The 16002-nt window shown below is 57.1% G+C and carries 6 protein-coding genes; 1 reads left to right on the forward strand and 5 read right to left on the reverse strand.

Annotation, left to right across the window (positions count from 1 at the left end; translation table 11 throughout):
- Nucleotides 1–110: 110 nt before the first annotated feature.
- Complete coding sequence (locus tag G6R38_RS18875; RefSeq protein WP_166829809.1) at nucleotides 111–2723, reverse strand: PSD1 and planctomycete cytochrome C domain-containing protein; 2613 nt, start codon at nucleotides 2721–2723, stop codon at nucleotides 111–113.
- A gap of 109 nt (nucleotides 2724–2832) precedes the next feature.
- Between G6R38_RS18875 and G6R38_RS18880 the strand changes: the two genes are divergently transcribed.
- Entirely contained in the window at nucleotides 2833–4260 is a 1428-nt protein-coding gene (locus tag G6R38_RS18880) for a sulfatase-like hydrolase/transferase (RefSeq protein WP_166829815.1), read from the forward strand.
- Between the two features lie 7 nt (nucleotides 4261–4267).
- On the opposite strand, the gene G6R38_RS18885 is transcribed toward G6R38_RS18880, so the two are convergent.
- From G6R38_RS18885 to G6R38_RS18900, 4 genes are all read right to left on the reverse strand, one after another.
- Nucleotides 4268–4699, reverse strand: a complete 432-nt coding sequence (locus G6R38_RS18885) for a VOC family protein (RefSeq protein ID WP_166830649.1) — start codon at nucleotides 4697–4699, stop codon at nucleotides 4268–4270.
- A 154-nt stretch (nucleotides 4700–4853) separates the two neighbouring features.
- On the reverse strand, nucleotides 4854–6152 hold the full coding sequence (locus tag G6R38_RS18890; RefSeq protein WP_166829819.1) for a Gfo/Idh/MocA family protein: 1299 nt from the start codon (nucleotides 6150–6152) through the stop codon (nucleotides 4854–4856).
- Nucleotides 6153–6375: 223 nt separating this feature from the next.
- Nucleotides 6376–6840, reverse strand: coding sequence for a hypothetical protein (locus G6R38_RS18895; protein ID WP_166829824.1), 465 nt, complete (start codon nucleotides 6838–6840; stop codon nucleotides 6376–6378).
- Nucleotides 6841–7055: 215 nt separating this feature from the next.
- Nucleotides 7056–15695, reverse strand: a complete 8640-nt coding sequence (locus tag G6R38_RS18900; RefSeq protein WP_166829829.1) for a beta strand repeat-containing protein — start codon at nucleotides 15693–15695, stop codon at nucleotides 7056–7058.
- Nucleotides 15696–16002 lie beyond the last annotated feature (307 nt).

Below are 16002 nucleotides of genomic sequence, written 5' to 3' on the forward strand. Positions count from 1 at the left end.
CTGGCCGAGCCCCCACTGTGGTTGTGCCTACCAATCGGGCAGATGCCAATTTGTTACGCGATGTGGCATCGGCCTGAATGGAGTGCAACGGCTACGATCGCAATCAGCGGTTAGTCGACGAAAACAAACTCGTTCGCTAACAACAAGACTTGAGCATACTGTGCCCATCGGGACAGCGGATCGGGAGCGCGTCCCTGGAAGTCATTCGCGGAGTGGAACCCTCGACGTTGACCGTCCAGAACGCCTCGAACGTTGACGGTCCAGGTGAACGAGTCGTGATTGACCGACGCTCGCGAATCGACCACGAAATCAATCTGATCACCGGCTTGAACTTCAACCTTGGACACCGAAGTCGGCACCGATCCGTGGGCAGCGGTCCAATCACCTTGCTGACCGATTCGGTTGGAAATGATCCGCCCGCGGACACCATCCCCCTGACCGGGTTTCGCCGGATGATTCAGCGTTCCACCGATGGAAACGGTTCCCGCTGCCGGTGCCGTCCAACGTCGAATTGCCATATAATTCGGACTCTTTCCCGGATGTCCGCCGTCCTTTCTGAGACTCACCCACCCCGTTTTCGGATCAGGCAGCTTCGGTCCTCCCTGCCAAGTCGAACCGGTGAAGTGTGGCAACTTCGTCCATTCCGTCACCCGGCCCGTCGCTTCATCGAATCGACCGTAACCGTACTGCCAAACCTGTTGCACCACAGCGGCGGGTTTCTCGTTGTTTTCTTCCAGAAATGCATGGGCCAGCTGCTGTTCCTCCGCGGATGGTTCACGACCGTAGATGATCCGATACAACGTGCGAACACGCTCATCCGTCGAGACTTCCTGCCCATTCGGTGCCGCCGTACGATTGGCTAACTCGGTCGCCTGCTGCAAAAGGAACGGCGAGTTTAGTTGGAACAGGGCTTGTTGCGGGACCGTGGTGACGTACCGTCGGGGCGAATGAATATCGGGACTTGCAAAGTCGAACGTGCGAAACAGCCCCGGGAGATTCGACCGATCAATGAAACCGTAAATCGTTCGACGGGTCGTGAATGGTTCGCTCGTCATCGGAACCGATTTTCCACCCATCGACAGATCCAACGTCCCGGCGGCGGCCAGCAAGTTATCCCGATGAGCTTCAAAATCCAGACGCTGTCGATTCATTCGCCACAACAACCGATTTTCCGGATCGGCCGCTGCTGCTCTCTCTCGGTGACCGCTCGCTTGCCGATATGTTGCCGACATCGTGATCAACCGCTGCAAATGTTTGACCGACCAACCACTGTCGATGAACTCCTGCGCGAGCCAATCGAGTAACTGCGGGTGTGTCGGTTGATCCGCTCGCACGCCGAAATCGCTGGGCGTCTCAACCAGATAGCTCCCGAAATGTTTCCCCCACACGCGGTTGACGAATACGCGAGCCGTCAGCGGATTCCGAGGGTTCACAATCGCCTCGGCCATTTCCAACCGACCGCTACCGTCCTTGAATGGTTGCCGATCTTTACCTTCGATGACTTCCAAAAACTGACGCGGCACACGCGGACCGCGATTGTGAGCTTGGCCCCGCAGGAAAATGTGGGGTTCTCGTGGCTTTTCACGATCCACCATCCGCAATGGAGACGGTTCCCCTTGTGGTTCGTCTGACGAATTGAAGACGCCATAAAGCGAATAGTAATCGGCGGCGGGGATCGGATCGTACTTGTGATCGTGACACCGAGCACACGAAACCGTCAGCCCCATCAACCCGCGAGTTGTTACATCAATACGGTCGTCGATGATGTCGTGCCGATTGTTCAAGAACCGTCGCCCAAGCGTCAGAAAGCCCATCGCACACTGTTCGGCGGCGTTGTCATCTGTCGTCAACTTGTCGGCGGCGAGTTGAAATTTCACAAACCGATCAAAAGGCATGTCTTCGTTGAATGCCCGCACCACCCAATCGCGATACGTCCACGACTCAGGGTAATTTCGATCCTCTCGGAACACGTAGCCTTTCGTATCGGAATAGCGTGCGACATCCAACCAGTGTCGTGCCCAACGCTCACCATAGCGAGGAGATTCCAACAGCCGATCGACGACCTTTTGTTCCGCATCCTTGGACTGATCCGCCTCGAACGCGGCGTATTCCTCGAACGTCGGCGTGAGTCCGGTTAAGTTCACGCTCACCCGTCGCAACCACGTACGGCGGTCCGCCGGTGGCGATGGTTCGAGACTGGCTCCTTCCAACTTCGCCAGCACAAACCGGTCAATGGGCGTCTTGACCCAACTTGCGTTTTGAACTTCCGGCAGCTTCGGTTTCTGAATGGGTTGGTAGGCCCAGTGGGTAATCCACGCCGGTTGGTTGTCTTTGTCGAGATGGGGCTTGTACGACTCTGGCCAATACGCTCCCTGTTCAATCCAAGATCGAAACGCGGCAATCTGATCGTCTGGCAATTTCGACTTGGGCGGCATTTGAATATCACCTTCGTCGTACTGGATGACATCCCATAACCGACTCAGATGCAGCTTGCCCGGCGTCACGGCGGCACCGCTGAGATTCCCCTCCTCAAGGAACTTCGGCGAATCCAACCGCAAGCCACCTTCCTGTTTCTTGCCCGAATGGCACTCGAAACATTTCTCCACCAACACCGGCCGAATATGCCGTTCGAAGAACTGCTCTTGCTGAGCCGTGTCCGCAGCGGTCGCCGAGAGACACAAACAGTTCAAAACCAGGAAAGTCGTCGGGATGAAAAATTTCATAATCGGTCCGACAAATATGGGAAGGATGACAGGCGGGTTTGATCCTTTTATTCTAGTGGATATCCAAAAGCGTGACGAGCCATTGATATCTCATCCAAGGTTTTCCGAGATGAATTTGCTGAAACTGGGAGTGACTTGCATCGTGACGTTTTGGGCGGGTTTGCCGCTCGCTCTGGCTGATTCGCCGCGACCGAACGTTCTGCTGATTGTGAGTGACGACCAACGCCCCGACACCATCGCCGCTCTTGGAAACACAACCATCCGCACGCCGAACCTCGACAGTTTGGTGCAACGCGGCACCACATTCACACGGGCCACGTGTGCCAACCCCATCTGCACACCCAGCCGAGCGGAAATCCTCACCGGAGCCAGCGGATTCGAGAACGGTTCCCTCGATTTCGGTCAGGGCATCTCATCCGACGTGACAACACTCGCGGAAACCCTCCGGAAATCGGGATACCGCACCGGCTACGTGGGCAAATGGCACAATAAAGGCTTGCCGAAAGACTACGGCTACCAACGCACTGCCGGGATGTACCGTGGAGGTGGTGGGAAATGGTGGAAACCGCAGAACGATTCTAACGGCCGCCCTGTGACCGGATATCGCGGTTGGATTTTCTACGACGAGAATGCCCAGAAACAGCCGGAACGCGGTGTGGGACTGCACGGCGATATCAGCGAATCATTTGCCGACGCCGCCATTTCGCTCATCGAAGCCGACCAGCCAACCGAGAACGATCAACCGTTTTTCGTCCACGTCAACTTCACTGCTCCCCATGATCCTCTGTTTCTGCCAACGGACAAACAGTTCCACTATCAGCCCGAGCAAATCACGGTTCCGAAGAATTTTCTCCCGCAGCATCCGTTCGATCATGGCAACTTCGATGGCCGTGACGAACAACTTTTCGAGTGGCCCCGCACGAAAGACATGATCCGCGATGAACTCGCCGTGTATTACGCAGTTATCTCGCACATGGATGCCCAAATCGGGCGAATCTTGGAGTCCCTCGAAGACACCAACCAAACCGAAAACACACTTGTCATTTTCACGAGTGATCACGGTTTGGCGATTGGCAGCCACGGTTTGCGAGGGAAGCAGAATATGTACGAGCACACGATTGGCGTTCCACTGATGATGGTCGGGCCGGGCGTGCCGACCAACACCCGTCGAACGGCTCAGTGTTACCTGCGAGACATTTTCCCGACGGTTTGCGATCTCGTTGGTTTGGACATCCCCAAACCTGTGGGCGGTCGCAGTTTGAAACCGGTACTGGCTGGCGACACCGAAGAAATTTATTCGGCCGTTTTCGGTTACTACCGTGCCTTTCAACGCATGATCCGCACACCGGAATGGAAACTCATTCGCTACCCGCAAGTCGATCGGGAGCAGCTGTTTCACCTCACGTCCGATCCGCACGAGCTGACAAATCTCATCGACGATCCGCAACACGAAATGGTCGCTGACCAACTCCGCCAGCAAATGCAGGACTGGCAAAAGTCCGTCGGCGACAAACCGGAGACTGCGAAACCGGATTGAAGTGTCGTTATTCGATGACTAAACTTCCATCGTCGTGAAACTTCCAACTCTCCGACCAGGCGACCTCCCAAAAGTAGCCGTCAGGATCGGAGAAATAGCCACTGTATCCGCCCCAAAACGTATCTTGCGCGGGTTTCTCAATTCGTCCGCCACAGCGTTCCGCCAGGGACAGCACCTCATCAACCTCGGGCTTCGTCTTCGTGTTATGGGCCAGAGTAATGCCTGGGAACGCATTTCGGTCCGCTTGCAAATCCGGCGCGACATCCTCCGCCAATTTGTCCAGCGGATACAACGCCAGACACGTTCCCGACGTCTGAAAGAAAACGATCCCCGTCTCTGGGTTATGCGACGTCGGGAACCCGAGTCCGTGATGATAGAACTGATAAGAACGATCCAGATCCTTCACACCAAGCGTGATAATGCTGACTCGAGGTTCCAAAGCGGGCTCCATCTGTTTTGAGTAATACATTCATTCCATTGGGCTCGCGAGATGACTCCCACGCCAGCAATGCAATGTCCGTAAAAAAGGGGTGACGAGAAGAACCATCGTCACCCCATGAACTATGAGAGTACCGTTTCGATTATTGAATCGATCAGATGAACGGTGTGATGCCAGGAATTGCCACAGGTGGTTCCGGTAGCGGTGCGTCCCAATCGTAGGTTTCTGGGCCGAGTTTCTCTTTCGAGTTGAGGCACTGTTCCCACGTCAGTGTTTTGCCGGTGTAAGCAGCCATTCGGCCGGCAATCCCCATCAACGAACTTTTCGCCATGTATTCCCCGTTGTTGAGGATTTCCCCGCGGCGAAGGGCCGCGTACATGGCGTCGTGTTCAAGTTGGTGCATCACCGTACGTTTTGGTTTCATTTGGAAACTGTTTTCGCCGGTGATTCGGTAAGCGCGTACATCACAAACACCTTTCGATCCCAACGCGATCACGCTGTTCTCGTTGCTACATCCCGGAGCCTGACGGGTTTGAGCATAAACTCGTTTTCCGTCGGCGTACTGGAAGGTGACTGCAAAGTGATCGAAAATATGCCCGAACTCTTTCCCGGTGCGGGTTTGTCGCCCACCGGTTGCGGAGATTTTCACGGGGTACTCATCGCCCAAAAGCCAAGCCACGTTGTCCAATTCGTGCACGAATTGTTCGGCCATGAAGTCACTGCTGAGCCATGTGTAGTAGTACCAGTTGCGGAGTTGGTATTCCATATCGGTCCAACCTTCTTTGCGGGGCGTGTTCTTCACCCCACCGTTGAACCGTTGTGTAACCACGCTGGAGATGTCCCCCAGTGCGCCTTCCTGCAACTTCTTGACCATTTCGATCATGTTGGTGTCATAACGCCAACACAATCCGGAGAGCACCGTGAGGTTTTTCTTCTTGGCCAACTCGGTGGTTTCGAGCACACTGCGGACGCCAGGCGCATCGACAGCAACTGGTTTTTCGACGAACATATGCTTGCCCGCTTCGATACCAGCTTTGAAGTGAGCCGGTCGGAAGTGGGGCGGGGTGGCCAAGCAGACCAAATCGACATCGGCTTCCAAGAGTTGCTTGTAAGCATCGAAGCCGACGAATTGCTGCTCTTTGGGAACATCGACTCGGTCCGCGACGTTGGTCGACTTGATCGCCTTCAGGCTGCGGTCGAGTTGATCTTGAAAGACGTCCGCCATCGCAACCAATTTGGTGTAGCCATCCGCGCGCAGAGTTTGGACCGCAGCCCCGGTTCCACGTCCGCCGCAACCAACCAAGCCCACTTTGATCTGGTCGGAACCAGCCGCATGGGCCGAGCGAAGCGTCACCGAATCCAAAGCAGCGACCGCGCCCACGGCAGCAGCGGTTTTCACGAACGTTCGCCGAGAAGGGGAATGCTCAGTAGAAGATGGTGTTGATTCAGTCATGTGGAAAATCATCCTTTCAGTTTGGCCGGCGATGAATTTCGGCCGGCGAATTTTGTCCCCAACAAGCCGAACCAAACCCGAATGCGACAAAGTTTTCAAAAAATGAAACGCAGTTTGGCACGAGAGACAACAAGCTAGGGGGAAAGCGCGACGAAACAGCCGTTGTTGATTTTAAGCACGACACGACGGCAAACACAAACCCGAGCAGCGGATTTTGGCGAAGTCACTTATCGGTGGCTTCTTCGAAGTAGCTGAGGACCTTCTCCAATGGAACACCCCATAAATCCGCCAATAGCAATGGTCCACCAACCCCAAGTTTGTTCAGGTCGCTCGCCGGTACATCCAGGGCGACAGCAAGTTGCGTCTGCCAATCCGCAGGCCAACCGATGAACTGTCGCTGAGCGGCGACATCGTCATAACGCCTGCGTTTGCGGGCGGTCATCGCTTCAAAAGCATCGACCCGCGAATCTTCGGTGATCGCGCCATCTTCGATATCAAGCCGAATAAAATAGACAACGATCGGGATGAGATCTTCATCCGATAGTACGGTGATTAGTCGCAAGGTTTCATCGATGGGCACTCCCATCTCGGCGGCGGTGCAGTCACCATGCCAGAGGGCTTCCACCAACCGTCGACTTCCACGTCGAAGTTGCCCCGACCGATCGACAACAAAATAGGAAAGTCTCATACGCCGCGAATCTTTCCGATTCCAAACCTCCAACGGAAATCAACACCGGTTTCATTTGGCCCGATTCCAGTATACCGAAACCGCCCCGACATTGCAGAGCGTTTTCGAAGTTCCCTCAAATTGTGATTCCACCGACACCGACAAACAAAAAAGCGTGAGGAGTTTCGAAAACTCCCCACGCCTGGTTTTGAACTAAGACAATTCAGAAATCATCCTCACACGACGAAGTCGGTGGAGACGATTCGGTTCTTACCGGTGACTGGATTCCAGAAGAACAACCCATCGGTGATGGCACTGCTCGCGGTTTCGATTGTCACTGGCGTGAGAACTGGGAAGTCACCGTTGATCACACCAACCGCGACGGGGGAATCGGTGAGTGTGTAGCTCGAGCCGTCACCATCGTTGGTGAAGAGCCGATTCTTGCCGCTGGCGAAGTCCCGGGCGAAGACATCGACGATATCGTCGCCGTTGACATCGGCAATCACGATTTCGGAGAAATCATTGCCGTTGAGCGCCGTGACATCGATGACGTTGGTCAGCACCGTATCCTGAGCCGAAGTCACACCTGGGGTCGTAGCATCGAAGCTCACCAGACGGTTTCGACCAGTCGTCAGGTTAGTAAAGAACAGTTCGTTCGAGCCGGTGTTGTCGAAGTCACCAAGCACAACGTCTTCGAAATCGTTGCCGTTGATCGCGGTCACATCAACCACATTCGTTTGAATGTTGCTGACCTCCGTGTCCGCCGCCGGCGTCACTGCCGTCAGGTGCACAAGTCGGTTGCGACCCGTAACAGGGTTCCAGAAGAACAAGTCGTCGGCATCACCTTCATCGAGATCACCAGCGACAAGCTCCGTGAAGTCATTGCCGTTGATCGCAGCATCTGGGACGACGCTGTCCTCAACGACTCCGGTGATCGTTATGGGCATGGTCATTTTGTCGACATCGAGGTGAACCAATCGGTTCTTCCCGGAAGCTGGGTCCCAGAAGAACAAGTCATCGTTAGGATCACCATCGAAGGCACCGGAGACGAGATTGGCAAAATCGTTTCCGTTGATGGCCGACGGATCGACTGGATTCGTAATGATCGTTCCATCCCTAAGAACGATTCGGTTCTCGCCGGAGACCGGGTCCCAGAAGAACAAGTCATCGTTGCCATCGCCACCGGTCACCAGTTGGACTCCGTCGAAATCACCGGCGACGACCTGCGTGTAAGGACCGTTGATCGCGAGCGGATCCACGAAGTCGTTGTCGAAGTCATCCAGCAATGCACCTGGATCACCGAAGACGCTTTCCAATGCTCCGATGTCAACGATCCCGTTGAGAATACGTGGGAAACCGGTTCCGCGTTGATCGACGGAGGCATCGACCAACGAATTACTGCCGGCGTTGACGGCGGGGCTGTCCATCACGAGAGCGTGCGTTTCCGTCAGACCGCCGTTGTTGGCCAATGTCGGGTCGAGAACCGTTGCCAACCCACCGGTGATGCCAACGATGTTTCCGTTGGTGGCATCCATGATGCCGGACGTGCCCGCGTCCCCGAGAAGGTTGTTAGCACTGCTGGCGTCCGCCGCCCCCATGCCGTCGAAGTCACTATCAACACCACCGCCGGTCGTGTTGCCAGCGAGGATGGTGTTGTTCAGCGTTGTGGTGCTCGTGGCATCGGTGAAGATTCCACCACCGGCACCAGTTGCGTCGTCTTCGCTATCCGCAGTGTTGAGAACGATGGTGGCGTTGGTGATCGTCAATGTGCTGTTTTCGTCGTTTGTGATCCCACCGCCATTGCCATCCGAGTCGTTCCCGGAGATCGTGCTGTTCGAAATGCTGGTTGTCGCCGCGGATGCAGCTCCACCATTCTGAATAGCACCACCGGAGTCCACCGCGAAGTTGGCGGTGAAGAGGCTGTTGGTGACCGTGAGCGTTCCGTTTTGGTTGTACGCTCCGCCGCCTTCGGCTCCCGCTTCGTTGGCATCAACGGTTGTGGTGTCGACGGTCAAGGTTCCGGTGCCGATCCAGAGACCACCACCATCCTCCGCAGCCAAGTTGTTCAAAACGTTGCTACCGGTGATCGTGACATCAGCGCTCGCGGCATGAAGACCACCACCGTTACCGGGATTCGGTGTCCCGAAGGTTGCGGTTCCATCGACATCATTGCTGATGAGTTGAACGTTGGTCAGAGCCACCGTTCCAGCGATGGCTTCGATACCACCACCCGCACGATTCGCACCATTGAGGCTGATCGTCGTGTTATCAATGGTCACACTGCCATCGGTTGTCAGGATACCACCACCACTCCCGGCGGTTCCATCGGCGACATTGAATTGAATCGTCGCACCATCGACTTGCAACGTTCCACCATTGTTGAAGATCCCGCCGCCACCTTCGTCTGCGGCATCGCCACTGGCAATGTTGCCTTCAATCGCAGTGCCGTTCTGAACGATCAGAGTCGCACCGACATTGTTCCACAGGCCACCACCTTCGGATCCAGCGGTGTTGTCGGAGACTGAACCACCGGAGATGGTCACCGTTGTTGGCGTTGTCATGCCCATGTCACCGTCGCCAGTGATGTGCAAGCCACCCCCATTGCCCGGATTCGACAACAAACCGTTACCGGTGAGATCGTCGTCGGAAGCATCGTTGCCATCGAGCGTGACGTCGGTCAGCGTAACGGTCCCGGTCACGATTTCGATCCCGCCACCGGCGCGGACGGCTTCGTTGCCGCTGATTTCGGTATTCGAGATCGTCACGGTTCCATCGACGGAGAAAATACCACCACCGCTGCCGGAGGTGCCATCGGCAATGTTTCCGGAAATGGTTCCGCCGGTGATCGTCAGGGTTCCGCCATCGTTGAAGATTCCGCCACCGCCGTTGGTGGCATCGTCACCACTGGCAATGTTATTCGAGATGGTCGTCGCCATACTCATTACGGAGATCGGAACCGGTTCGCCGAAGATGAAATCGTCCATGACGACGAGATCATCGGTGCCACCCTGGGTGATGTCATCGTTGCCCATCGCCAAGTTTCCGTTACCGGAGGTGATCCGCACGGAAGCGACGACCGGTGCGTCAAACGTGAGGCCGGTAAACGAAAGACTTCCGTCCCCGGCGGTTGCCAGCACCATCTGGGTTGCCAACACGTTGTCATCAACATCCAGAAATTCGATCATCGTGGAGTCGTCGACATCGACATCCGAGAAGACGGCGCCAAAGCCGGTGACTGCGGCCGGAATGTCGGTGCCTGGCACAAAGAAGTTGACGAGGACGACGTTGCTACCAATCGGTGTAAACAGACGCTCGGCAGAGAATGTCGAGAAGTCAGTCGCATAGTTGGAGTTGATGTTGGAGAAATTAACGCCCTCTCCACTGGCTGCGGTGGCACTGAGTTGGAAATCGGTGCCCGGCGTGGTGAATTCAACGCCACGTGCTCTCGGTGAGAAGTTCGCGTTAAAGAAGTCGCCGGGGAAGGAGTTTGGAGCCGAGACCGAGTCAGGAGCGGCATCCCAGTTGATCTGCCGTCGACCGGGACTTTGCGATCCTGGGGTATTGGAATTCAAAGTCCCGAGATCGTCGCGGAATTGATCAACGGTCGCGGTGATTGCTGCCGCGTCCGCTCCGGTGGCTTCACGAGTCGTTGCGACATTACCAGTTGTGACGTCGCCTCCGACGGTCAACGTTCCGGTGGATGAATTCCACAAACCACCACCTTCCGATTCAGCGGTGTTGCCGTCGACCGTCCCCCCGATGACATTCACGGTGGCATCGCTGGTCACATGCAAGCCCCCCCCATTGCCAGGAGCGGCCACAGAGATCGATCCGCCTGCGACGGAGACGTCGTTGTTGGTGAGGTCCGAATCGACGATGTTGACGAGACCGGCGACGACTTCGATCCCACCACCGGCACGAATGGCTTCGTTGGCATCAATCGACGCGCCGGCAATCGTTACTGAACCGCCGATCGAGAGAATCCCACCACCGCTGCCGGCCGTTAGCCCCATGCCGGAAGCCCCATTGGCAAGATTGTTCGTGATGGAGACGGTCGAAGCGGTGCCGTTGATGATCAACGTCCCACCGTCGTTGAAGATCCCGCCACCACCTTGCAGATCAGCCGTGTCGGTTGAACCATCCGCGTTTCCGCTGGCGAGGTTGCCATCGATGATGGTGCCGTTCTGAACGATCAACGTTCCGGTGGAAGAGTTCCACAGACCACCACCCTCGGCAGCGGCTTCGTTATTACTGACGGTTCCGCTGTCGATCGTGACCATGGCGTCGCCGGTGATGTGTAAGCCACCACCGTTGCCAGGATTCGGGGCAATCGCCGTCGTTCCGCCACCGTTGACATCGTTGCCGGAAATCTGAGTCCCGGCACCGGAGATCGTGGCCGTGCCCCCATTCATCTCAATCCCGCCACCAGCTCGGTTGGCACTGTTGCTGGTGATGCTGGTATTGTCGATCGTGACCGTCCCGCCCAGGCTGAGAATCCCGCCACCACTTCCCAAGGTGCCGTCAGCTTCGTTCTGCGAGATGGTCGCATTGTCGATATCCAACGTCCCACCGTTGTTGAAGATCCCGCCACCACCGTCATCGGCGGCGTCACCACTGGCGATATTTTGGAGAACGACCGTGCCGTTGACGGTCATCGTGCCGGAGCCGTTCCACAAGCCGCCACCTTCAAGAGCGGCGACATTGTTTTGGAAGATGCCGCCGGTGACGTTGACATTGCCGTCGCCTGTTACGTGCAGACCGCCACCGTTACCGGGAGCGGCAACCGGAGTCGTCCCGACAGGCGCCATGATGTCCACACCAGCGCTGTTGCCACCAATGGTTACGTTCGACAGTGTGGTCGTGGTGCCAGCAGTGGTTTCGATCCCGCCACCGGCACGGTTCGCGACGTTGTCAGAGATGAAGCCGCCAATCACGGTGAGTGTGCCCATGGCATCATTGAAGATCCCACCACCGCTACCGCTGGTTCCGTCGGCGGCGTTGTTGCTGATCGTCGAGTTGATAATGGTCACTTCACCACCGGCATTGAAGACCCCGCCACCACCGTTGGTCGCGTCATCGCCACTGGCGACGTTGCTGTCGATGACGGTCGCGTTTTGGATCATCATCTCACCGGAGCCGTTCCAGAGACCACCGCCTTCGGACGCCGCGACGTTGCCGCTGACGGTTCCTCCATCGATCGTCACATCACCGTCGCCGGAAACGTGTAAGCCACCACCGTTACCAGGAGCGGCTACGGGGGTGGTGCCGACCATGTTCATAATGTCCACGCCCGCACTATTGCCATCGAGCGTGACGCCGGTCAGTGTGGTTGTTGTGCTCGCAGTGACTTCGATCCCACCACCGGCACGGTTCGCGACGTTACCGCTGATCTCCGCGTCGGTTACGCTGAGCGTGCCCATCGCATCGTTGAGAATTCCACCACCACTACCGCTGGCACCATCGGCAGCGTTGTTGGTGATCATCGTGGCGGCACCGGTGATCGTCACCGTCCCACCGGCGTTGAAGACCCCACCACCACCATTATCAGCGGCGGCACCGCTAGCAACGTTGCTGTCGATGACCGTCCCATTCTGGATGGTCATTTCGCCCAGCCCATTCCACAGACCGCCACCTTCCGACGCGGCGACATTGTTGCTGACCGTACCGCCGTCAACAGTGACATCGCCATCACCACTGATGTGCAAACCACCGCCATTGCCGGGAGCGGCTACCGGAGTTGAGCCAGCCATGTTCATGATGTCGACACCGGCACTGTTACCGTCCAGTGCGACGTCGGTCAGCATCGTCATGGTGCCGGCAGTGGCCTCAATCCCACCACCAGCACGGTTGGCGACATTGCCGGTGATGCTTGCGTCGTTGATGGTAAGTGTGCCCATTGCATCATTGAAGATTCCACCACCGCTACCGCTGGTTCCGTCGGCGGCGTTGTCTGCGATGGTGACAGTCGTCATGGAACCATCGATGGTCAGCGATCCCCCGGCGTTGAAGATCCCGCCACCACCGTTGGTCGCATCGTCACCGCTGGCTGTGTTTTCAAGGACATCGGTGCCGTTCTGAACCGTGGCTATTGTGCCTGAGGAGAACCACAAACCGCCCCCTTCGGAAGCTGCGGCGTTGTCTTGCACGAGAGAGTCATCAACAGTCAAGTCCGCGACGTCTCCGGTGGTGTGCAGACCACCTCCGTTACCCGGACCGGCGCCAGTACCGGTTGCCGAGTTACCGGACAGTGTCATCGAAGTCAGATTGACCGTAGCGGCTTCGACGATTTCGATTCCACCACCGGCTCGGGTGGCGGTGTTGTCGGTGATCATGACCGTGGTGATGTCGATCGTCGCCATGGCACCACCGATGGCGAGAATCCCACCGCCGGAACCGAAGTCGGCACCCGTTGCGGAGTTATTGGAAATCGTGATGCCGTTCGTGCTGCCGTCGAGGATCAGGTCGCCGCCGTCGCTGAAGATCCCGCCTCCACCTTGCAGGTCAGCATTGGAACTCGCATCCGGATCGGCGTTGCCGAAGGCGGTGTTCGAGTCGATCAGAATCGAGCTGTTGGTGTCATCGAGGGTGAGCGTTCCAGTGGCCGAGTTCCACAGACCACCCCCTTCGGCAGCGGAGTTGTATTGAATGGTTCCGCCGTCAATGGTGACAACGCCATCACTAGTGATGTGCAAACCACCGCCGTTCCCGGCTCCGTTGGTCGCTGCGTCGCCAGCGATCCCGAGCGCGGTGTTTCCTTCGGATGACGTCATGCCACCGAGGGTGACGTTCGTGAGAGTCACATCCGTGCCACCGGTGGTTTCGATCCCACCACCGGCTCGGTTCGCGGTGTTGCTACTGATGGTGGCAGTGTCGATGGACAACGTACCGGATGCATCGTTGAGAATCCCACCACCACTACCGGCATTACCATCGGCGGTGTTGTTAGTGATTTCAACAGCCGCCATCGTACCGTCGATGATCAGCGTGCCGCCGGCGTTAAAGATCCCGCCGCCACCGTTGTCGGCACCTGCGCCGCTGGCGGTATTACTGTCGATGACCGTTCCGTTCTGGATGGTCATCGTCCCCGTGCCATTCCAGAGACCACCACCTTCGGAAGCCGCCACGTTGTTGTTGACGGTCCCGCCGTCGATGGTGACATCACCGGGGCCAGTCACGTGCAAGCCGCCACCGTTGCCAGGATTCGCGACCGGCGCTGTTCCGACGGGGGCCGAAATATCCACACCGGCGCTGTTGCCATCGAGGTTCACGTTGGTCAGCAGGGTCGTGGTCATTGAACCGGAGTTATCTTCGATCCCCCCACCAGCTCGGTTGGCGACGTTGCCGGTAATCATCACGGCTGCCGCGGTTCCGTCGATAACCAAGGTCGCCCCGTCATCGACGAAGATCCCGCCACCACTCCCGGATGTTCCATCCGCGACGTTGTTGGAGATCGTAATGCCGTTGGTCGTCGGCGCGATCGTGAGCGTTGCGGTTCCCGCTTGTTGGAAGATCCCGCCACCACCTTGGTCGGCGTCAGGTCCACTCGCAACGTTGCTATCAATGAGAATCGCAGCGAGTGTGTCATCGAGCGTCATCGTGCCGGTGCCGGAATTCCACAAGGCACCGCCTTCCTCACCGGCGGTGTTGTTCTGGAAGGTCCCACCGTTGATGGTCACCGTGGCGTCACCGCTTTGGTGAATCGCCCCGCCGTTGACGTCGGCGTTGTTGCCGTCCGCTGGGGTCATACCGCCAAAGTCCACATCATTCAGGGTCAGAACGGCAACGGAACCACTGTTCTCGATCGCACCGCCGGCCCGTCCGGCGGAGTTGCCGGTGAAGGTGGTTGTGCCGCCCATCATCGCGTCGATGGTCAGCACGCCTTCGTTGAGGATCGCCCCGCCGTCAGCGGCTTGATCGGTCATACCGTCGTCGTCGGAATCACCGGCGAGGTTGGTGGTGAAGGTGGAATCCTCGATCGTCACCGGAGCGGCAGCCGCGTTGACGTTCAGAATCGCCCCACCACCGGAGCCAGCCGCTCCACCAATGGCGACGTTCGAATCGAAGGTGCTGCCGGTGATGTTGACCCCACCACCCGTGCTGCTCAAGGCGATCGCCCCACCGCCTTCACCCGCGGTGGAACCCTCGGCTTCGTTACCCATGAAAATACTGTCGACAACGTTCAATGTCGGCAATGCGGCATTCGAGCTGATATCGGCAATCGCACCGCCCGAGTTCGTTGCGGTGTTGTCGGTAAAGGTCACGGTATCGACGGTGACCGTGCTTTCGACCAACGCACCGGTTTGAATGAAGAGAGCCCCGCCTAACCCGGCATTCCCACCAGTCAGCGTCAAGTTGGAGATTCCGACGTCGTTCGCCGATCCGCCTGCCAAGGCAACTCCGACCTGGAAGATGCCGGACATGCCATCGCCATCGATGGTGATGTTGTTCATCTCGCCATCGATCGTCACGTCGTCACTGATATCCAGAGTACCCAGCATCAACGTAATCGTGCCACCCGCGAGGCTGGGATCGAAGACGATCGTGTCGCCATCGAGTTCGCCTTGATCGTCACCCACTCCAGCACCACCGGCACCGGCAACAGTTTCATTCGCCAAGCGAATCGCTTCACGAAGGGACAGGTCGTTTTCACCACCGGCACCGTCGACATCAGTGGCGGCTCCCATCCCAAAATCGTCTTCATCATCCAGTGTTGTCACGACGAATTGCGTGAGCAGCGTGCGGTCTTCGAGGGTTTCTGACGATGCGGGAAGAACGGAGGTCCGTTTGGCCAAGTGACGGCGGGAATGACGTGCCCGTCGGTTCCAAGGCAAGCGAGCGTTGTTGCGTAGGTCGGTGAGCCAGTCGAAAGTTAACATGCAGCTTCCTTATCTACAGGAGATGGATCCCACCGATTGGCAGGAATTCAGGGGCATGGTTTCGTGTCACAATCCGAAAGAGTCTCGGATCAGCATCCGTTCAGAACTATTGATCGCGTTGAACTGTTTGATCAGAAATACCGGGAATGGTTGGCAATTCAACAACGGCAGTTTACCGGTTCAGTAAACTGTCCACCACCACATAATCCGCAGAACCCAAAAAATCCCTATATTCGCCTTTTCCACCAAAACACCGACACCCGCTAGTTGTTCTTCGCGAAATCGACGAATATCAAAAAATCTTGTA

It is taken from the genome of Thalassoroseus pseudoceratinae (genome assembly GCF_011634775.1).
In the GTDB taxonomy this organism is placed as follows: Bacteria; Planctomycetota; Planctomycetia; order Planctomycetales; family Planctomycetaceae; genus Thalassoroseus; species Thalassoroseus pseudoceratinae.

Excerpts from the sequence above, each read along its gene's own strand:
- G6R38_RS18880 (WP_166829815.1), top strand. The coding sequence starts at position 2,833 with ATGAATTTGCTGAAACTGGGAGTGACTTGCATCGTGACGTTTTGGGCG.
- G6R38_RS18875 (WP_166829809.1), bottom strand. The coding sequence starts at position 2,723 with ATGAAATTTTTCATCCCGACGACTTTCCTGGTTTTGAACTGTTTGTGT.
- G6R38_RS18890 (WP_166829819.1), bottom strand. The coding sequence starts at position 6,152 with ATGACTGAATCAACACCATCTTCTACTGAGCATTCCCCTTCTCGGCGA.
- G6R38_RS18900 (WP_166829829.1), bottom strand. The coding sequence starts at position 15,695 with ATGTTAACTTTCGACTGGCTCACCGACCTACGCAACAACGCTCGCTTG.
- G6R38_RS18895 (WP_166829824.1), bottom strand. The coding sequence starts at position 6,840 with ATGAGACTTTCCTATTTTGTTGTCGATCGGTCGGGGCAACTTCGACGT.